We start from the raw sequence: 18,287 nt of genomic DNA on the forward strand, positions 1-18,287 counted from the left end.
CTCAATCCAATTGAACGTCTTTGGGCGGTCTTGCACCATTATGTCACCCACAATCGCTACTACCGAAGTCAGAAGCAATTCGCCGACGCCATCCTTGCATTCATGCGTGAGACCATCCCGCAGGAATAGAAGAAATTCCGCGACAAGGTGTCAGATAACTTCCGCGTCATAACACACGAGAACTTTCGGGTTTTGGAGTAGAAGAAGTATAAACTGAAATTAATCTTTCGGCGCGACACTGGGGTTGGCAGAAATCGGGGGCAGCGTGAATATCGCAAAAGCAAAAACGGACTGGGCACTGTCAGCCCACCCGCCGGGCAGCAAGCAGGCCAGACCGCTGGCCCCACTGGCTGCGCTCGGCCTTGGGCTTTTTGCGCTCGGCTTTCTGGTCGGGGACGAGCATCCGTCGCTTCTGGCGCTTGCCGCGGTCGGGGCGTCTATGCTGGTTTCAGCGGCTGTTATCTGGGGCACCCGCCGCATTGCAAGGCGCCGACTCGACCGCGACATCTGTATTTTCCGTGATCTCTATGCCAGTTCAGCCACCGGTACGGCACTCGTGCATGACCGAAGCGGCCGTATCCTTTGGATAAACGCTGCGGCGCAGTCACTGTTCGACCCCTCCTTGCACAGCTATACAACCGACATCTTGGCCGGGATCAGCGCCGACCCTGCGACCTTGGCAACGCGGCTGCACGAGCGGGCCAGCGCCGATGGCACCGCGTCCCATACCGTGCCAATGGACCATGGCGACTGGAAGCTCGTTGTCCGCCCGGTGGGGCAAGGGCATATGCTATGGCGGATCAGCGACACACCGCATTCCGACCCGCGCGACGAATTGCCCGTCGATATGATCGACTGCGCGCAAGATGGGCGCCTTCGCTACCTCTCGCCCCGGCTGCGGCCCAAGACGGGCATCGCTCCGCGCCATGTGGCAGACCTACTTGAACTGCCGATGCCAGAATCGGGTACGCTGGCGCATTTTACAAAGCGCGGCAGCGGAACCCATCATATAGGGCTGCGCATGCCCGCAACGCCCGATGGCGAAACCATCATCCTGCTACCGACAAAAACCGCGCCACCGGATACCGGCGACAGTTTCAGCGCATTGCAGGTCTTGCCTGTCGCGCTCGGTTTGATTGACCGCGACGGCAGACTTATCCGTATCAACGACGAAACGCGTCGCCTGTTACGCCTGCGCAAGGATGACACGCCGCGCTTTGCCGACGTGCTGGAAGGGTTGGGCCGTCCCGTGGGCGAATGGCTGGCCGATATTCGCGCCGGCCGCGTCACCAACCCGACCGAAGTCCTGCGCGCGGTCAACCCGGCAGACGATCTGTTTTTGCAAGTCTCGCTCCGGCCTTATGGCGGGGATGGCGAACTGCTGGCGATCATGAATGATGCGACCGAGTTCAAGGCGCTGGAAGCCAAATTCACCCAAAGCCAGAAAATGCAGGCCATCGGGCAATTGGCGGGCGGCGTAGCGCATGATTTCAACAACCTGCTGACCGCAATATCGGGGCATTGCGACCTGATCCTGCTACGCCATGACCGTAGCGACACTGACTACCCAGACCTGATGCAGATCCAGCAAAACACAAACCGGGCCGCCGCACTGGTGCGCCAGCTTCTGGCGTTTTCCCGCAAGCAGACGCTTCAATTCGAAACCCTCGACCTGCATGACCTGCTGGCCGACACTATCCATTTGCTCAACCGTCTGGTCGGCGAACGCGTAACGCTCAGCCTGCGCCATGGCGAGGACATGCCGCTGATCCGGTCTGACAAACGGCAATTCGAACAGGTTTTGATGAATCTTGTCGTCAATGCGCGCGATGCCATGCCGCTGGGCGGCGAAATCGTCATCGAAACCGAACATTGTTCCTTGCCCGGCGGGCTGCGGCGCGACAAGGCGACCTTGCCGCCCGGTGACTATGCTGTGATCCGCGTGCGCGACGAAGGCGTCGGTATGCCACCCGCAACGATGGCCAAAGTCTTCGACCCGTTCTTCAGCACCAAACGGCAAGGGGAAGGAACCGGACTGGGCTTGTCCACGGTCTATGGCATCATCAAACAATCGGGCGGGTTCATCTTTGTCGATAGCGAGGAAGGGCAAGGCACGACCTTTTCGATCTACTTCGCGGCCCAAGCCGCGCCGCTGGTTGCCACGCAAAAGCCCGCCCGGCCCAACGCAACGCCCGCCACCGCAGAACGCAGCACGATCCTGCTGGTAGAGGACGAAGCGCCGGTGCGGTCCTTCGCGGCGCGCGCCCTTCAGCTTCAAGGCCACCGGGTGCTAGAGGCCGATTCCGGTGAGGCCGCGCTGGAGCTTCTGGGCGACCCCACACTGCGCCCCGATGTGTTCGTGACCGATGTGATCATGCCGGGGCTGGACGGGCCGGGCTGGGTCGCAGAAATCCGCGACCGTTTCCCCGATACGCCGATCGTCTTCATGTCGGGCTATGCAGAGGACAGTCGCATCGCCGCGCAAGCCCGCTTTGGCAAAGCGGTGTTCATCGGCAAACCCTTTTCGCTGGCGCAATTTACCGCCATCGTGCACGAGCAGTTGCGCAAAGTGTCGGAAGCCGCGTGAGCCTTGCCGTCAAAAGGCATTGCAACACTGGCATCAGGGGCTACACCTGACGCATCAGTTCCCAAACAGGTGCTTTCATGACCAGCCAGCCCCACCGCCTGTCCGATGCCGAGATCCAGAGCTTCATCGACGCCAAAACCAAGCCGCTCGGAGCCTTGGGGCGCATTGAGACGCTTGCGGCACAAATCGCCCGGTTTCGAAACACCCTGACCCCGCGCGTGGATACCTGCGAACTGGTCATTTTCGCGGCCGATCACGGGATCGCAGCCGAGGGGGTCTCGGCCTTTCCGCAAGCTGTTACGCAGCAGATGGTGCTGAATTTTCTGGCCGGCGGTGCTGCGGCGAATGCGTTTGCCCGCAGTTTGGGCATACCTGTACATGTGGTCGATGCTGGCGTCGCGGGCGAACCACTCGACGCGCCTGCGCTTTGGTCCTACCGGATCGCACCGGGCACAGAAAGCAGCTTGCGCGGCCCTGCCATGAGCAGCGCAGAACTGGCGCAAGCCTGGCAGACCGGCGCCGAAATCGTCGGGCGCACCCAAGCGCAGGCACTGGCTTTTGGCGAGATGGGTATCGGCAACACCGCAAGCGCCAGTCTGCTAGCCCACAAGCTGACCGGTCTGCCGCTGGATACATTGGTCGGTCGCGGCACCGGGGTGGACCCGGCGGGTCTGGCACATAAACGCGCAGTGCTGGGCGATGCCGCCGCGCGCACCGACACGACCCTGTCCGTAGATACGGCACTTGCTGAATACGCCGGGTTTGAAATGGCCATGATGGCCGGCGCCATGCAAGCCGCCGCAGAGGATGGCCGAATGGTTCTGGTTGACGGTTTCATCGCAACCGCATCCGCTGCGGCGGCATTGGCCCGCGCGCCCCATATCCGCCCTGCGATGGTGTTTTGTCACCGCAGCCAAGAGGCCGGCCACCGCGTGCTTTTGGACTGGCTGAATGCCGATCCGCTGTTGGACATGGATATGCGGTTGGGCGAAGGCACCGGTGCCTTGCTCGCCTGGCCTTTGGTCAAAGCGGCCAGCGCCATGCTGTGCGATATGGCCAGCTTTGACAGCGCGGGCGTGTCGCAGGGCTAGACCATGCGCGACACCCTTGCCTCTGCCTTGCTGGCCGCCCAATTCCTGACGCGCCTGCCATTGCCCGCGCGCGGCTATTCACCCGAGCGATGGGCCCGCACGCCGCAGTATTTTGCGGCTGTCGGGCTGGTGCTTGGGCTGGTATTGGCGCTGCTCTTCTGGGCGGCATCGCAGCTCTGGCCGCAGGGTTTGGCCGCCGTTCTGATCTTGGGCGCTGGCCTTGTGATCACAGGGGCCTTGCATGAGGACGGCCTGGCCGATTGTCTGGACGGGTTGGGCGGCGGACGCGACCGCGCACACGCGCTGGAGATCATGCGCGATAGTCAGATCGGCAGCTACGGCGCGCTGGGGCTCGGTGCGGTGCTGGGCGTTCAGGCGACCGCATTGGCAACCGGCCCGCTCGCCACGGGCATGGGCGCGCTTTTGGTCGGACACGCGGTTAGTCGCGCGATGATGGCATGGGCACTTGGCCAAGGGCGCTATCTGCGCGCAAGGGGCGCAGGCACCGGCCTGACGCGTCCGCTGGGCCGCGCCGGTTGGGTAAGGATCTTTGTCACACTGGTGCTGGCATCCTTGATATCATTGCTGTTTCTGGGGATCGAGGGCGTCATGTCCGCCCTTGTAAGCGGTGTTCTGGCGGGCGCCGTCTGGCGCCGCTGGACGCTTCGGAAACTTGGCGGCGACACGGGCGATACCTTGGGCGCCTTGCAAATAATCAGCCTGACCGGGGCATTGCTGGGAGCAATGGCATGGCCGTGATCTTGCTGCGCCACACCAAACCCGATGCGCCAGAAGGGCTGTGCTACGGGCGGCTGGATCTGGCACCGGCAGACGGGTTCGCCCAACAAGCGACCGCGCTGGCGCAAGACCTGCCGAAGATCACGCGCGTCGTGACCTCACCCCTGCAACGCTGCGCACGCCTGGCGAGCACGATCGCAACCGCCCGCAATCTGCCGCTTGCCACCGATCCACGCCTGCGCGAGATGGATTTCGGACGCTGGGAAGGACAGCTTTGGGCCGATCTGCCGCGTACCGAGTTGGACGCATGGGCCGCTGATCTGCTTCACGCCCGCCCCCATGGCGGCGAATCGGTGGCGCAACTCAAAGCCCGCACGTTGGATGCCCTGCGCGACCACGCTGGCCCGAATGTATTGGTGGTCACGCATCACGGCGTCATCAAATCGGCACGCCATGTGACAGAAGGCGACAGCGCTTGGCAGTCGACGCTCGCATTCGGCGGCTGGCTGCGTTTCCCACCAGAGGTGTTTCATGACGCATGACCTGACGCTTATCTTGGGCGGTGCGCGCTCTGGCAAAAGCGCATTCGCAGAGGCCGAGGTCACATCCCACCCCGGCCCATGGCATTACATGGCGACCGCGCAGGCCTTTGACGACGAAATGCGCGAACGGATCGCCCAACACCGTCGGGACCGCGCCGACGGATGGGTTACACATGAAGTGCCGCTTGGCCTGACCGGTGCGCTTCATGACGTGCCCGCGGCGGTGCCGGTTCTGGTCGATTGCCTGACACTTTGGCTGACCAATCAGATCTTGGCGGAGACCGATCTGCACACCGAGATTGCTGCGTTGGAGCGCGCCTTGCGCGCGCGGCGCGGCCCGGTCTGGCTGGTCGCAAACGAGGTTGGTCTGGGCATCGTGCCAGAAAACACGCTCGCCCGTCGCTTTCGCGACGAAGCGGGGCGGCTGAACCAACGGATTGGCCAGATCGCCACGCGGGTCCGGTTCATTGCCGCAGGGTTGCCGTTGGCCTTGAAAGGCTAAGGCTTGCGCGCAAGACCGGCGCGTGCAACTTATTACACATGATAAATACCGCCTCTGACTCGCGCCCTTTGAAGGGCATGTTCTGGATGTTCGTAACAGGGCTGTGCTTTGTGGCGGTGACGGCGCTGGTCAAATACTTGGGCGATGAATTGCCCGCCGCGCAACAAGCGTTCTTGCGCTATCTGCTGGGACTCGTCTTTCTGATACCGATGTGGCCCGCCTTGCGCGCCACCCCGATCACGCGATCGGCCCTTACTCTGTTCGGCGCACGGGGGTTCATTCACGCACTGGGCGTAATGCTCTGGTTCTACGCCATGACGCAGATTCCCTTGGCCGAAGTCACCGCCATGAACTACCTCTCGCCGATCTACGTCACATTAGGCGCGGCGCTGTTCTTGGGTGAAAAGCTGGCCATGCGGCGCATTCTGGCGGTGTTGGTCGCGTTCCTTGGCGCGCTCATCATTCTGCGACCGGGCCTGCGCGAGGTGTCCAGCGGCCATCTTGCGATGATTGGCACGGCGATTTTCTTTGCCGGGTCGTACCTTATGGCCAAACGGATGAGCGGGCAGGTATCCGCCAGCGTGGTCGTCGCCATGCTGTCGTTGATTGTCACAATCTGCCTTGCGCCCTTTGCCTATGCGGTTTGGGTGCCGCCCACGGGCGCGCAATTATTGGGGTTACTGGCGGTCGCAGCTTTTGCCACAGCAGGGCATTTTACCATGACACTTGCCTTCGCTGCCGCACCCGTGACCGTGACCCAGCCAGTCACGTTCCTGCAACTGGTCTGGGCGGTAGCGTTGGGCGCGCTGGTGTTTGGCGAAGGGGTCGACCTGTTCGTGGTGCTGGGCGGCATGGTCATCATGGCATCCGTCCTGTTCATTACATGGCGCGAGGCCGTGCTGCGCAAACAGGAAAAACGCGCCGTGCCAGCGCCCTAGGCCTAAAGCTCGGCCATAACCTCGTCCGAGATTTCGAAATTTGCGGTCACGTTCTGCACGTCGTCATCATCTTCCAACGCGTCGATCAGTTTCATGAGCGAGCGCGCACCGTCCAGATCAAGCTCCGTCGTGGTCTGTGGCTTCCAGAGCAGCTTGGTGCTGTCCGCTTCGCCCAAAGCCGCCTCCAACTCACTGGACACCGCGTTCAGGTCCGTATCGGTGCACCAGATGACATGTTCCTCGTCAGTGCTTTCGACATCCTCGGCACCGGCATCAATCGCAGCCAGCATGACGGTATCGGCATCGCCCACGCTGGCCGGATAGACGATCTGGCCCATACGGTCGAACATGAAGGCCACCGATCCGGTTTCACCCAGATTTCCGCCATTCTTGGAAAAGGTCGACCGCACGTTAGAGGCCGTGCGGTTGCGGTTATCCGTCATCGCCTCGACAAGCACTGCAACCCCGCCAGGGCCGTAGCCCTCGTAGCGGATTTCGTCGTAGCTTTCAGCATCGCCGCCTTGCGACTTCTTGATCGCGCGCTCGATATTGTCCTTGGGCATAGAGACCGCCTTGGCCTCTTTCACCGCAAGACGCAGCCGGGGGTTCTTGTCCGGGTCCGGGTCGCCCATCTTGGCGGCAACGGTGATTTCCTTGGAAAGTTTGGAAAACAGCTTTGCGCGCACCGCGTCCTGACGGCCCTTGCGGTGCTGGATATTGGCCCATTTGGAATGGCCTGCCATTGCGATCTCCGAGAGTTTGACTGTGCTCCGGCGTGTTTAGTCCAGTCGGGCGGGCCAAGACAAGCCCGCGCGACCAAGCAAAACGCCCGCACAGTCGTGTGCGGGCGTCTGAAACGGTATTCCGGCAAGATTAAGCGGCGCGCGACACCAGCACGTCATTGACCTGCTTTTGCGCGATCACCTCGTCGCCACCGGCCACGGCGGCCACTTCGCGAGTCAGACGCTCCAGCGCCGCTTCATACAACTGACGCTCGGAATAGGACTGCTCGCGCTGGTCGTCGCTGCGGTGCAGGTCGCGCACCACTTCTGCGATGGCCAGAAGGTCACCAGAATTGATCTTTTGTTCATACTCCTGCGCGCGACGCGACCACATGGCGCGCTTCACACGGGCTTTGCCCTTCAACGTCGCCATGGCCTTGTCCACAATTTCCGGCGAGGACAGCGAACGCATGCCAACGGTTACGGCCTTGTTGGTCGGAACGCGAAGCGTCATTTTCTCTTTCTCGAAAGAGATCACGAAAAGTTCGAGTTTCAGTCCGGCGATTTCCTGCTCTTCGATCGACACGATCTGACCGACCCCATGGGCCGGATACACCACGTACTCATTCGCACGAAACTCGGATTTTTTCGTTTTGGTCATACTTGTTTTCCCCACTAGGCCCCGGACGCATCGCGCATGGATTTTGCAACAGAAACCGTAGTCCCTGAAGCAATAGAGCGTTGGCGACAAAAAAACGGCAGTTGGCAAGACCACCGCGTACAGAGCGAGTTCATATTACGACGATTCTATATCACAAAATTGCCTGAAAACCAAGCAACTTGGCGACAGAACGGTGACAAACCCAGTCGAAGGACGGGTTAACCGCCCTCGCCCGGCTCCTCGGAGAAGTATTTTTCACGTTTTCCAGCCTCACCGTCACGCGACTCGGCATCCGGCAGCGGGTCTTTCTTGGTGATGATGACCGGCCATTTTTCGGAATATTTTCGGTTGAATTCCACCCAGTCATCCATGTCCGGCTCTGTGTCCGGGCGAATTGCGTCGGCGGGACATTCGGGTTCGCAGACGCCGCAATCAATGCATTCGTCGGGATGGATGACCAGCATGTTCTCGCCCTCGTAGAAACAATCCACCGGGCACACCTCGACGCAATCTGTGTATTTGCAGGCGATGCAATTGTCGATCACCACATAGGTCATGGGGGCGTTACCTCGTGCTTGTCATCCGGGCGAACCTGTCGCGCGAGGTTGACATAAACCCGTGACCCCGATCAATCAAGCCGATCCGGTGCAGGTGCGGCAAAACGGCGGCGGTCGCGTTTATCGGGCCTTGGTCCGGCAGATTTCGGGGCCGACAGATCGGGCGGGGGCGGCGGGGGCGACATGTCGTCATAAAGCGCCTGCGCCTCTGGCGCGGGGCCGCGCCTTGTGCCCAAGCCCAGCACCTTGACCACCCGCACGCGCGCGCCGATGGCAAAGGTCAGAACATCACCGGGGCCAACCTGCGCGGCGGGCTTGGCTATGCGCGTGCCGTTCACGCGCACGCCGTCCTTGACCAGACCGGCAGCGACCGAACGTGTTTTGGCGAATCGGGCATGCCAAAGCCATTTATCCACGCGCATGGTGTCTGGCGCGAGGTCAGACACGGGTCAGTCCTTGGCCTTGAACCCCGCAAGAGCGGCGGCGAACGGGTTGTCGGGATCAATGCGCTGGGGCTTGGCAGCAGGCTTTTTGTGGTCCGCATTGGGCTTGCGGCCATCGCCTTTGCGCCCGTCGTTTTTGCGGCCATCACCCTTCGGCTTGCCACCCTTCGCGCCTTTGCGGGGACCGCGGTTTTCGCCCTCGGGCTTGCGGGCCTGACGGTTGGCGTCGCGACGGGGGCGCGGCGCCCATGTGAAGGTGAAAAACACTTCGAGCGAATCGGCTTCGGCGGGCGCAGCCTCCGTATCCGGAACCTCTGGGCCCTTGGCCTCGTTCTGCATTTCCGCCTCTGGGGCATCCGTCTCGGCGCTTTCCGTTTCCGGGGCCTCTGGCGCAGTGGTGTCCGGTTCCGCCGCTGGATTGGTCGTATCAGATGCCGCATCGGTCGCAGGGCTTGCAGCGGCGTCCTGCACCGGCTTGGCCTTCTCGCGCTCGCCCTTTTCGGCGGCATAGCCCAGACCCTGCATCAGGTCGGCGAATTGCTCCAGCGTGGTGCCGGTTATGGACAACATATCCGGCGTCGCCTCGAAGCCCGCGCGACTGTCGCAAGCACGCAGCAGGTCGGCGAGCCGTTCCAGCATGTCGATCCGAATCGCACGCGCACCGGCGGGATGATACCCGGCCATGGTGTAATGCGCGTCCGGAACCTCGGAAATATGCGGTATCGTGACCAAACCGGGCGGCGGGCTTTCGGGAAACTCGTCCAGTCCTTCGTGCAAGGACCGCAGCACCAGCCGCAATCGGGTGGGCGCGGGCTTCAGAAGCAGCGGCAGGAAGATGGTGAACTGACCGAACCGCACACCATGCTTGCGCAACATGCCGCGGGCATCCTGATCCAGCGCCTTGATGTCGTTTGCAATCTGCGCGCGGGGAATGACGCCCATCGCCTCGACAAGTTGAAACGCCACGCCGCGCGCCAGGCCCGACAGGGTTTCGTCACGCGACATGTTCAGCAAAGGCTCGAACAGGGACGCGATCTTGCGGTCGATGAAATGCTGCAAGCGGCGGCGCACCTTGTCGGCCACATCCGGTCCGGCCTCGTCATCGACGAATGCCTCGACCTGCGGACGCATGGCGTCGTCAGAGCGCACCAACTTGCCAATGGCAGAGGTGCCCCACATCAGCCCGCCTTGTTCGGTGAATTCGAACTCGGTATCGGGCGCGTTATAAACGGTGTCCGCACGCAGATGGAACAACGGCACCAGCGCCGCAATAGAGGCTTGACGCAATGTCTTGGCCTCGTCCGGGCTGGCGGTTTTGTCCTGCCGGAACCGGAACCCTTCAAGACGGCCGATCAGCTCGCCCTCTACCGTTACTTCGCCCTTGTCGTTCACATCGGCCACAAGGCTCTCCTTCTGCTTCAACCGGCGCAGCAAAACGGATGTGCGCCGGTCAACAAATCTTTGCGTCAGACGCGTGTGTAGCGCATCGGACAGGCGGTCTTCTACAGCGCGCGTGGCTTCGCGCCAATGTTTTTCATCATCGACCCACGCCTTGCGCTGGGCGATATAGGTCCATGTGCGGATATACGCCAGCCGTTTCGACAATGCGTCGATGTCGCCTTCGGTGCGGTCAATCCGTTTGATGTTGCGGGCCAGCCAATCCGGGTCGATGCGGCCATCCCCATGCAGAAATTCGAAGACACGCCCCAACAGCCCCGCATGTTCGGTCGGAGAGATGCCGCGAAAATCGGGGATGCGGCAAACATCCCAGAGCAGGCGCAAATCTCGCGGGTCGCGCAGGCGGTCCTGGACCTCGGGTAAAACCAGCAGGTTTTTCAAGGCAACCACATCATCGGCATCACGCGCGCGGGTTAGCCAGTCATCGCTTGTATGATGCTCCAGCGATTCGAGCAGCCGTTTAGGCGACCCGAATTCCAGCTTGGCGTTGCGCCATTGCAGTTTGCGCACCGGCAGGAACTGGTGGTTTTCAATCGCTTCGACCACCTCGTCATCCAGTGGCCGCGCCTCTCCCGTCACGCCAAACGATCCGTCGTTCTGGTAGCGCCCCGCACGGCCGGCGATCTGCGCCAATTCGTCGGGGTTCAGCATCCGCATCCGTCGCCCGTCGAACTTGCGCGTGGCCGAAAACGCCACATGCTTGATATCCAGATTCAGACCCATCCCGATGGCATCTGTCGCCACCAGATAATCGACATCGCCGTTTTGATACAGATCCACCTGCGCATTGCGCGTGCGCGGAGACAGCGCGCCCATGACCACCGCGCAGCCACCTTTCTGGCGGCGGATCAGTTCGGCAATGGCGTAGACGTTTTCAACACTGAACCCAACGATTGCGCTACGCGCGGGCATGCGGCTTAGCTTTTTCGAGCCCGAATAGGTCAGCTTGGACATCCGTTCGCGCCGGTTGAACTGGACGCCGGGCACCAAGGCCGCAATCGCGCTGCGCATCGTATCGGAGCCCATGAACAGGGTTTCGTGCAACCCGCGCGCGTGAAGTAGTCGTTCGGTAAACACATGGCCGCGATCAGGATCGGCGCAAAGCTGGATTTCATCAATCGCTACAAAGTCCGCGCCAATTTCAAGCGGCATCGCTTCCACCGTGCACACCCAGTATTGAGTGCGGTCGGGCACGATCCGTTCTTCGCCCGTGACCAACGCAACGCAATCAGGGCCGCGCAGATCGCGAATCCGGTCGTATACCTCGCGCGCCAACAGCCGCAGCGGTAGACCGATAACGCCGGTGCGATGCGCCAGCATCCGTTCGATGGCGTAGTGGGTTTTGCCGGTGTTGGTCGGCCCCAGAACCGCCACCACCCGCGCATTCGCGCGCATATTCATGGGCCTTGCCCCTTCGCGCTGTCAGAGCGTGACGCCCTGCACAGCCTTGTCCAACCGTTCCAGAGCGGCTTTTACGTCGTCACGATGCGGATGTATAGCGCGGACCCGCAACATCACGTCGCGGGCTTTCTCGGGCTGGCCCAGATCCTCTAGGATACGGCCAAGACCCATCATGGCCAGAAAGTGCTGCGGGTTCAGGGCAAGCGCATATTCAAGATCGGCCATAGCCAGCCCCAAACGCCCTTCCATGAACCATGCAGTTGCGCGTGCGTGCCAGCCTTCTGCGAAATCAGGGGCGTGGTCGATCACCGCAGAGAAATGGTCGATTGCGGCGTCGGCACGCCCCTCTTGCATGGCATCGCGCCCGCGTTGCAACAACAGGTCCACACTGGCGGACCCGGACCGCGACCAGATGCGCGTGATCTGCCGCTCTATCCGTTGCCAGCGGTCTTGGTCAGGTTGTGCCAAACGCTCCAGCAGGATTTGCGGGTCGTCGGTTGGCGTATCTTGCGACGCCGCAGGGGCTGCCGCAAAAAGCGCTGCCGCCACGACAAGATTGAGTATGGATATACGACGCGTCATAGTGAAAGTGTAACGCAATGGCGCTGCGAATCCAGCGCGCATAGATCACAAATCCGGAGCATAGATATGAGCGAGATTCTGACCCACGCCATCAAGGCGCTGAATGAAAAGCTGACCGACGGGTTCGACGGCACAGCCAAGTTCCAGATCGAAGGCGAAGGGTCCATAATGCTGGACACTGACGGCGTGCGCGAAGGGGACGACGATGCCGAAGTGACTATGATCGCGAGCACCGACACGTTTCGCGGCATTCTGGACGGCAGCGTCAACCCGACAATGGCCTTCATGTCTGGTGACCTGAAGATCGAGGGCAGCATGGGCGCCGCAATGAAACTGGGCAGCGCGCTGAGTTGATCGCACCGTTTTACGCAGATGTAGCTGACGCGCCGGCGCCGGCGTGCGTCGATTGGCTGACCGCCAGCGACGGCATCCGCCTGCGCGCTGCACGCTGGGGCAAGGGGACCAACCCGCTTGTCGCGGTTTTCCCCGGCCGGACAGAAATGGTCGAAAAATACGGGCCAACCGTGGGCGATCTGGTGGCCAGCGGGTATGACGTGGCGGTGATAGACTGGCGGGGGCAAGGGCTGTCAGACAGGCTGTGTGACCCGCCCATACGCGGGGACGTGCCGGATTTTGCAGACTACCAAATGGACGTGGCGGCGTTTTGGGCGTGGCTGGATGACTACAGCACCGCTCCGCGCCACATCCTCGCCCACTCGATGGGCGGCTGCATCGCCCTACGCGCGCTTGTGAACCGACTGCCCGCGCGATCGGTGGCGTTCAGTGCGCCCATGTGGGGGCTGACGCTTCCACCCGCAACGCTGGCAGCGGTCGCACCCATCACGTCGCTTTTGCGCTTTGTCCGGAAGGACACAAGCGAAGTGCCCGGCGCGGGCGAGGAGTTCGAACTTTGGAATTTCCCGTTCGAACGCAACGAACTCACCCGCGATCCAGACCGATACGCATGGGCGCAGGCACAGCTTCGCGCGCATCCAGAATTGCGCCTTGGCGCGCCAAGCATGCGCTGGCTGGCAGCGGCATTGCGCGAAATGCAGGCGCTGGATGAACTGCCTGCCCCCGGCGTTCCGGCTCTCTGCGGGGTCGGGACAGGGGACAAGATCATCAGTCAGGACGCGTGCCGCAGCCGCGTCGGCGCGTGGCCGACGGCCACGCTGACCGAATATGACGGCGCGCTGCACGAACTGCTCATCGAGCGGCCCGAAGTGCGCGACGACTTTCTGGCGCGCGTCACAGCACTGTTTCAGTCCGCGTCCTGATCTTCTGCCAGTTGGGTACGAATCACAGCTTGTGCCTGAAGCGTGTGATGCACCGGACATTTATCTGCGATTTCCAGCAGCCGCGCGCGCTGGTCATCGTCCAGAGCGCCGGATAGGTGGATGGTCCGTCTGAATTCGTCTACCTTGCCGCCCTCGCCACAATCGGTGCCGTGGCATTTACCATGGCTTACATCGCAGGCCACATGGTCCAGCGCCAACCCCTTGCGCTTGGCATACATGCGCAGGGTCATTGTGGTGCACGCGCCAAGCGCCGCGGCGAGCAATTGATAGGGCGTTGGCCCCTGGTCACTTCCCCCAAGGCGCGCGGGTTCATCGGCGACCAACACATGCCGCCCCTCGACCGAAATTGTCTGGCGCAGACCGGCGGGGTCATCTTCGGACACGCGGGTAATACCTTCGGGCAAGGACGGGTCCGGCGCGGCGTCTTCAAATGCCAGATACCGGCTTGCCCACGACGCGATCACATCAGCGGCATAGCCAGCGTCGCGTGCATCCGACAGCAGGTGATCGGAATGATCCAGCGACACGAAACTTTTGGGGTGTTTCGCCGCGGTGAAAATCGCCTGCGCGTTTTCGACCCCGACAGTCATGTCGCGCGGCGCATGAAGCACCAGCAAAGCGGCGCCCATCCGGCCCAGCGCCGCATCAAGCGACGCGGCGCTGACATCCTCGACAAAGGCGCGGCGGATGGTGAATTCGCGCCCGGCCAAACTGACCAGTGCGGATCCCTCGGCGCGAATCGTCTCCAGTTCGGTCCCCAGATTGTGCAGCACATGCCCCGGTTCATGCGGCGCGCCGATGGTCGCGATCGCACGCACACCGGGCAGGCGCGGGGCCGCGGAAATGGCAGCGGCGCCGCCCAGCGAATGCCCGATCAACAACTGCACAGGCATCCCCTGCGCGGTCATCCAGCCGGCCGCCAAGGTCAGATCCTCGACGTTCGACGAAAAATCGGTGTTGGCGAATTCGCCGCCGGAATGGCCCAGCCCGGTAAAATCGAACCGCAACACAGCGATGCCATGCGCGGTCAGCCCCTCGGCAATCCGACATGCGGCGGCGATATCCTTGGAGCAGGTAAAGCAATGCGCGAACAGGGCCGCTGCGCGGACCTTGCCGTTCGGCAGGTCCAGCCGTGCTGCAAGCTCTGACCCGTCATGGCCCGGAAAAACGATCTTTCGTGTCGGCATATGGCCCCCCTTGGTAACTCTATTACGTGGCAGACTGCCGTATGTTACGCTTCACACAACGGAAATACTGCGCCAGCCCACCCGAAAAATACATTCTATTATTGCAATATATTCTTCACTTCCTATATCCTGAGCAGACAGCAAATGGAGACGACAGCATGAAACCCGAAGTCACCTCTTTCTTCGACGATGCAACCAATACCATCACATATGTCGTGCGTGACCCTCAGGGCGTGTCCTGCGCGATCGTCGATTCGGTGCTGGATTTCGACTATGCCTCTGGCCGGACCGATACTGCCTCTGCCGATGCGGTGATCGCGTTCGTGCAGGACAAGGGCTACCGTGTGGACTGGTTGCTCGAAACCCATGTCCATGCCGACCACCTGTCCGCCGCGCCCTATCTGCAAGAGCGTCTGGGCGGCAAGATCGGCATAGGCCGCAACATCACCATCGTGCAGGATACCTTCGGCAAGGTCTTTAACGAAGGCACCGAATTCCAGCGCGACGGCAGCCAGTTCGACCAGTTGTTCCAAGAGGGCGACAGCGTCCATATCGGGCAATTGCGGGTAGATGTGCTGCACACGCCCGGCCACACGCCCGCCTGCCTGACCTATGTCATCGGCGACGCGGCTTTCGTGGGCGACACGCTGTTCATGCCAGATTTCGGCACCGCGCGCTGCGATTTCCCTGGCGGATCTGCTGACACCATGTGGGATAGCGTTCAGAAAATTCTGGCCTTGCCAGAAGAGACCCGCATCTTCGTGGGGCATGACTACAAGGCCGAAGGGCGGGACCATTTCGCGTGGGAAACCACGGTCGGAGCGCAAAAGGCGGCCAATATTCACGTTGGTGCCGGAAAATCGCGCGAAGACTTCGTCGGGATGCGCACCACGCGCGATGCCAAGCTTGGCATGCCGAAACTGATCGTGCCGTCGCTGCAAGTTAACATGCGCGCGGGGCAGATGCCCGAGGCAGAGGATAACGGCACAGTTTATCTGAAAGTGCCCGTGAACAAGCTCTGATCCGAAAGGATCACCACCTGGTGTGCGGGCCTTGCCCCGCATGCCCCTGAAGTCGCGAACAGGAACATGAAATGATCGAAACGGATTGGATATGGGGCCTTGTCGGGGGCCTTATGATCGGCACATCTGCCGCCATTTTCCTGCTGGGGAATGGGCGCATCATGGGGGCCAGCGGCATTATCGGCGGGCTGGTCGACCGGAGCGGCCTGTCGAACTGGCAGGAACGCGCGGCCTTTCTGGCGGCGCTGGTGGTGGTGCCCGCGCTGATGCTGCCTTTGTACAATGTCGAGGTGAAGACCAACATCACCGACAACATGGGACTGGTCATTGCTGCGGGCTTGCTTGTGGGCATCGGCACGCGGCTGGCGAATGGCTGCACGTCCGGCCACGGGGTCTGCGGGATCTCGCGCTTCTCGTTGCGCGGCATGGTCGCGACGGTCTTCTACCTGTTGGCGGGCGGCATCGCGATGGTGCTGTTCCGGCATGTTCTGGGGGTTATCTGATGTTGCGCACAATAATTGCCGCAGTTTCTGGCGGGCTATTCGGGGCCGGTTTGCTGGTGTCGGGCATGACCGACACGACCAAGGTGCAAGGCTGGCTGGACGTGTTCGGCGCTTGGGATCCGACGCTGGCTTTCGTGCTGGGCGGGGCCATCCTGCCAATGGCGCTGGCGTGGAACATAACCACCCGGCGCGCGCGTTCGGTCGTCGGCACGCCATTTCCGGCACGACCAGACCCTAAACTTGGCCACAACCTTGTGATCGGGTCGGTGTTGTTCGGGGCCGGGTGGGGGCTCGTGGGGCTTTGCCCCGGACCGGCGATTGCCTCGCTCAGTTGGGGCGGGACCGGCGGGATCGTCTTTATCCTTGCTATGGTTGCGGGTATGCTGGCCGCCAACCCAATCCGAACGCGGATCGACCAAGTCGCCGCCACCTGACCTGTAGGAGAGTATTATGGACATCCGTCCGTTGACTGACGGCTACGCCGTGTCCCCCCAGATCGCAGCCGAGGATGCAGCCGCGATTGCCGCAGAGGGGTTCAAAACCGTCATCTGCAACCGCCCGGATGGCGAGGTGCCGACCGAGTTTCAGGCCGACGCGATCCGCGCGGCGGTCGAAGCCGCCGGGATGAGCTTTGTAGAGAACCCCGTTGTGGGCGGCGCAATCACGCCCGAGAATGTCAGCGGGCAGGCTGCGGTAATTTCAGGCCAGTCCGGTCCGGTGCTTGCCTATTGCGCATCGGGCAACCGGTCTTCGATTGTTTGGGCGATGGCACAGGCGGGCGTGCGCCCGTTGGAAGAGCTGATCGCAACACCCGCGCGCTACGGCTACAATCTGGAACCGTTCCGTCCGGTGCTGGAGCAACTGAGCAAGGGCTGATCTGGCAGCTTGCGGATCCCATCGCAATCGCCAAAGAGGTCGCCCAAGCACACTCTGCAAGGCGTGTCGTAACAAACCCCTAGCCTTCAGCACCTCCATTCTGTGACCAAGAGTCAGGGATATGTGACGGTGTTGCAGTAGCCGGCGCCGGCCGCGACGGGACCGACGGAGCCTTGGCAAAGCGGAGTGTCGGCGGCGCCGGCAAGGCAGCGTTGTGCCCTTTGGTGCCTGGATCGAATGTCAGCCGAACGGCACGAAACCCACGCGCCTGCCCCAAACGCCCACTGCCGATTTGCGCACCGCCCATGGCACTGAGACCCAGCGTTTCCAGTGCCGAATCTGGCACCTGCAACACATCGCCCGGTGCCAGTGCCAACGCTTCGTTCAGGGTCAGCCGGACCCGGCACAAAACCGCGTTCAGGCTGACGGCGCTGTTTTCGACCGCCCCTGCCATCCGGCTTTGCCAGTCCCCGTCATCAGCCGGGGCCGTTTCGGCGGGAGCGGCGGGGTGCGGCAAAACAAGGGTCCATGTTCCCGTGATGTGGCCTTGGGACAGCGCAACCCGCAATGTCACAAGCTCATAGTCAAGATCATCCAGAACGACCCCGATAGGCCGCCGATCATCCAGAAAAGACCCGTAAACATAGCCGCAGACAACTGCGCTCTCGGGCAGTTCGGCGCAGCGTTTGGAAATCTGGTTCAGAAACGAATCCACCATTGGCGCCAGCAATGCGGCGTCGGTCCGGGTCGGCAGTCGCGGCGGGCTGGGGTTGACGGCGCCGGGCAAGACCTGACCCGTGGTCTGCACTTCCACCATCGCCGCCACTGTGACCGGGCAAAGCCAAACCATGCCCATTCCGTCGCCCGGCCCTTCCAACAGCGCCAGAAACATGCCCGGCTCAGTAAGATCGACCAGTTCGGCCATCGAGACGGTCCGCCGCGATACATGCGTGACCGTGCCGTCCAGCCCCGAATACCCCGTACACATCCGGCCAAAAGCCTGCGACAGCGCGGCGTGGAAAATGGAACCTTGCTGCGCCGCTTTCGCACGGTTGCGCTGCGCCATCCGCGTCAGCGGGTCGACCGCGTCCTCGCTCTCTGGTGCCTGTGCCTGTTCCATATCGCCAAGTTCTGCCCTGTTATCTGGCAGCATGGCAAAAAAGAGTTAGCAATCCGTGA

General features: G+C 62.0%; 20 protein-coding genes. 12 read left to right on the plus strand and 8 right to left on the minus strand.

Features of this window, described 5'->3' with window-relative positions:
- The first annotated feature begins 265 nt into the window (after positions 1-265).
- The 6 genes from ROE7235_RS06115 (at position 266) to ROE7235_RS06140 (ending at position 6,398) form a co-directional block, all read left to right on the plus strand.
- Positions 266-2,587 (plus strand): ATP-binding protein, encoded by a 2,322-nt coding sequence (locus ROE7235_RS06115; RefSeq protein ID WP_147434174.1) that lies wholly within the window; start codon positions 266-268, stop codon positions 2,585-2,587.
- Between the two features lie 77 nt (positions 2,588-2,664).
- Positions 2,665-3,678 carry a nicotinate-nucleotide--dimethylbenzimidazole phosphoribosyltransferase gene (gene cobT / locus ROE7235_RS06120; RefSeq protein ID WP_121093795.1) on the plus strand — a complete coding sequence of 338 codons (1,014 nt, stop codon included), beginning with the start codon at positions 2,665-2,667 and terminating at the stop codon, positions 3,676-3,678.
- A gap of 3 nt (positions 3,679-3,681) precedes the next feature.
- Positions 3,682-4,437: an adenosylcobinamide-GDP ribazoletransferase gene (gene cobS, locus ROE7235_RS06125; RefSeq protein ID WP_121093796.1), complete on the plus strand. Its 756-nt coding sequence runs from the start codon at positions 3,682-3,684 to the stop codon at positions 4,435-4,437.
- Positions 4,428-4,958, plus strand: coding sequence for an alpha-ribazole phosphatase family protein (gene cobC, locus ROE7235_RS06130; RefSeq protein ID WP_121093797.1), 531 nt, complete (start codon positions 4,428-4,430; stop codon positions 4,956-4,958). The genes cobS and cobC overlap by 10 nt, the downstream gene beginning before the upstream one ends.
- Entirely contained in the window at positions 4,948-5,460 is a 513-nt protein-coding gene (cobU, locus tag ROE7235_RS06135; RefSeq protein WP_121093798.1) for a bifunctional adenosylcobinamide kinase/adenosylcobinamide-phosphate guanylyltransferase, read from the plus strand. The genes cobC and cobU overlap by 11 nt, the downstream gene beginning before the upstream one ends.
- A gap of 77 nt (positions 5,461-5,537) precedes the next feature.
- Entirely contained in the window at positions 5,538-6,398 is an 861-nt protein-coding gene (locus tag ROE7235_RS06140; RefSeq protein WP_306418855.1) for a DMT family transporter, read from the plus strand.
- Between the two features lie 2 nt (positions 6,399-6,400).
- Here ROE7235_RS06140 and ROE7235_RS06145 read toward each other — a convergent pair whose 3' ends face one another.
- From ROE7235_RS06145 to ROE7235_RS06170, 6 genes are all read right to left on the minus strand, one after another.
- The gene (locus tag ROE7235_RS06145; RefSeq protein ID WP_121093800.1) at positions 6,401-7,141 is read right to left on the minus strand and encodes a YebC/PmpR family DNA-binding transcriptional regulator; all 741 of its coding nucleotides are present in this window, start codon (positions 7,139-7,141) and stop codon (positions 6,401-6,403) included.
- A 130-nt stretch (positions 7,142-7,271) separates the two neighbouring features.
- Positions 7,272-7,781 carry a CarD family transcriptional regulator gene (locus tag ROE7235_RS06150; protein WP_121093801.1) on the minus strand — a complete coding sequence of 170 codons (510 nt, stop codon included), beginning with the start codon at positions 7,779-7,781 and terminating at the stop codon, positions 7,272-7,274.
- A 218-nt stretch (positions 7,782-7,999) separates the two neighbouring features.
- Complete coding sequence (gene fdxA / locus ROE7235_RS06155) at positions 8,000-8,338, minus strand: ferredoxin FdxA (protein ID WP_121093802.1); 339 nt, start codon at positions 8,336-8,338, stop codon at positions 8,000-8,002.
- 71 nt (positions 8,339-8,409) lie between these two features.
- Positions 8,410-8,760: an RNA-binding S4 domain-containing protein gene (locus ROE7235_RS06160; RefSeq protein ID WP_121093887.1), complete on the minus strand. Its 351-nt coding sequence runs from the start codon at positions 8,758-8,760 to the stop codon at positions 8,410-8,412.
- A 27-nt stretch (positions 8,761-8,787) separates the two neighbouring features.
- Positions 8,788-11,634 carry a helicase-related protein gene (locus ROE7235_RS06165; protein ID WP_121093888.1) on the minus strand — a complete coding sequence of 949 codons (2,847 nt, stop codon included), beginning with the start codon at positions 11,632-11,634 and terminating at the stop codon, positions 8,788-8,790.
- 27 nt (positions 11,635-11,661) lie between these two features.
- Positions 11,662-12,222: a tetratricopeptide repeat protein gene (locus tag ROE7235_RS06170; RefSeq protein ID WP_121093803.1), complete on the minus strand. Its 561-nt coding sequence runs from the start codon at positions 12,220-12,222 to the stop codon at positions 11,662-11,664.
- A gap of 66 nt (positions 12,223-12,288) precedes the next feature.
- Between ROE7235_RS06170 and ROE7235_RS06175 the strand changes: the two genes are divergently transcribed.
- Both ROE7235_RS06175 and ROE7235_RS06180 read left to right on the plus strand, forming a co-directional pair.
- On the plus strand, positions 12,289-12,576 hold the full coding sequence (locus ROE7235_RS06175; RefSeq protein ID WP_121093804.1) for an SCP2 sterol-binding domain-containing protein: 288 nt from the start codon (positions 12,289-12,291) through the stop codon (positions 12,574-12,576).
- Positions 12,573-13,499 carry an alpha/beta fold hydrolase gene (locus ROE7235_RS06180; RefSeq protein WP_121093805.1) on the plus strand — a complete coding sequence of 309 codons (927 nt, stop codon included), beginning with the start codon at positions 12,573-12,575 and terminating at the stop codon, positions 13,497-13,499. Before ROE7235_RS06175 ends, ROE7235_RS06180 begins: the two co-directional genes overlap by 4 nt.
- Here the strand turns inward: ROE7235_RS06180 and ROE7235_RS06185 are convergent.
- Positions 13,484-14,707, minus strand: a complete 1,224-nt coding sequence (locus tag ROE7235_RS06185; RefSeq protein ID WP_121093806.1) for a bifunctional alpha/beta hydrolase/OsmC family protein — start codon at positions 14,705-14,707, stop codon at positions 13,484-13,486. The two genes, ROE7235_RS06180 and ROE7235_RS06185, sit on opposite strands and share 16 nt — an antisense overlap.
- A 158-nt stretch (positions 14,708-14,865) precedes the next feature.
- On the opposite strand from ROE7235_RS06185, the gene ROE7235_RS06190 reads away from it, so the two are divergent.
- The 4 genes from ROE7235_RS06190 (at position 14,866) to ROE7235_RS06205 (ending at position 17,108) form a co-directional block, all read left to right on the plus strand.
- Positions 14,866-15,729, plus strand: coding sequence for an MBL fold metallo-hydrolase (locus ROE7235_RS06190; protein ID WP_121093807.1), 864 nt, complete (start codon positions 14,866-14,868; stop codon positions 15,727-15,729).
- A gap of 74 nt (positions 15,730-15,803) precedes the next feature.
- Positions 15,804-16,232, plus strand: coding sequence for a YeeE/YedE family protein (locus ROE7235_RS06195; protein ID WP_121093889.1), 429 nt, complete (start codon positions 15,804-15,806; stop codon positions 16,230-16,232).
- Between the two features lie 2 nt (positions 16,233-16,234).
- On the plus strand, positions 16,235-16,666 hold the full coding sequence (locus tag ROE7235_RS06200) for a DUF6691 family protein (protein WP_121093890.1): 432 nt from the start codon (positions 16,235-16,237) through the stop codon (positions 16,664-16,666).
- A 16-nt stretch (positions 16,667-16,682) separates the two neighbouring features.
- Positions 16,683-17,108, plus strand: coding sequence for a protein tyrosine phosphatase family protein (locus ROE7235_RS06205; RefSeq protein WP_121093808.1), 426 nt, complete (start codon positions 16,683-16,685; stop codon positions 17,106-17,108).
- 79 nt (positions 17,109-17,187) lie between these two features.
- Here the strand turns inward: ROE7235_RS06205 and ROE7235_RS06210 are convergent, their stop codons facing one another.
- Positions 17,188-18,261, minus strand: coding sequence for a FliM/FliN family flagellar motor switch protein (locus ROE7235_RS06210; RefSeq protein ID WP_121093809.1), 1,074 nt, complete (start codon positions 18,259-18,261; stop codon positions 17,188-17,190).
- Positions 18,262-18,287: the final 26 nt, after the last annotated feature.

Origin of the sequence: Roseinatronobacter ekhonensis (assembly GCF_900499075.1) — a bacterium.
GTDB classification, from domain to species: domain Bacteria; phylum Pseudomonadota; class Alphaproteobacteria; order Rhodobacterales; family Rhodobacteraceae; genus Roseinatronobacter; species Roseinatronobacter ekhonensis.

Coding starts and splice junctions, on each gene's coding strand:
- ROE7235_RS06185 (WP_121093806.1), bottom strand. CDS start 14,707: ATGCCGACACGAAAGATCGTTTTTCCGGGCCATGACGGGTCAGAGCTT.
- ROE7235_RS06175 (WP_121093804.1), top strand. CDS start 12,289: ATGAGCGAGATTCTGACCCACGCCATCAAGGCGCTGAATGAAAAGCTG.
- ROE7235_RS06145 (WP_121093800.1), bottom strand. CDS start 7,141: ATGGCAGGCCATTCCAAATGGGCCAATATCCAGCACCGCAAGGGCCGT.
- ROE7235_RS06140 (WP_306418855.1), top strand. CDS start 5,538: ATGTTCTGGATGTTCGTAACAGGGCTGTGCTTTGTGGCGGTGACGGCG.
- cobU (WP_121093798.1), top strand. CDS start 4,948: ATGACGCATGACCTGACGCTTATCTTGGGCGGTGCGCGCTCTGGCAAA.
- ROE7235_RS06170 (WP_121093803.1), bottom strand. CDS start 12,222: ATGACGCGTCGTATATCCATACTCAATCTTGTCGTGGCGGCAGCGCTT.
- ROE7235_RS06160 (WP_121093887.1), bottom strand. CDS start 8,760: ATGCGCGTGGATAAATGGCTTTGGCATGCCCGATTCGCCAAAACACGT.
- ROE7235_RS06190 (WP_121093807.1), top strand. CDS start 14,866: ATGAAACCCGAAGTCACCTCTTTCTTCGACGATGCAACCAATACCATC.
- cobS (WP_121093796.1), top strand. CDS start 3,682: ATGCGCGACACCCTTGCCTCTGCCTTGCTGGCCGCCCAATTCCTGACG.
- ROE7235_RS06205 (WP_121093808.1), top strand. CDS start 16,683: ATGGACATCCGTCCGTTGACTGACGGCTACGCCGTGTCCCCCCAGATC.
- ROE7235_RS06210 (WP_121093809.1), bottom strand. CDS start 18,261: ATGCTGCCAGATAACAGGGCAGAACTTGGCGATATGGAACAGGCACAG.
- ROE7235_RS06150 (WP_121093801.1), bottom strand. CDS start 7,781: ATGACCAAAACGAAAAAATCCGAGTTTCGTGCGAATGAGTACGTGGTG.
- cobT (WP_121093795.1), top strand. CDS start 2,665: ATGACCAGCCAGCCCCACCGCCTGTCCGATGCCGAGATCCAGAGCTTC.
- cobC (WP_121093797.1), top strand. CDS start 4,428: ATGGCCGTGATCTTGCTGCGCCACACCAAACCCGATGCGCCAGAAGGG.
- ROE7235_RS06165 (WP_121093888.1), bottom strand. CDS start 11,634: ATGCGCGCGAATGCGCGGGTGGTGGCGGTTCTGGGGCCGACCAACACC.
- fdxA (WP_121093802.1), bottom strand. CDS start 8,338: ATGACCTATGTGGTGATCGACAATTGCATCGCCTGCAAATACACAGAT.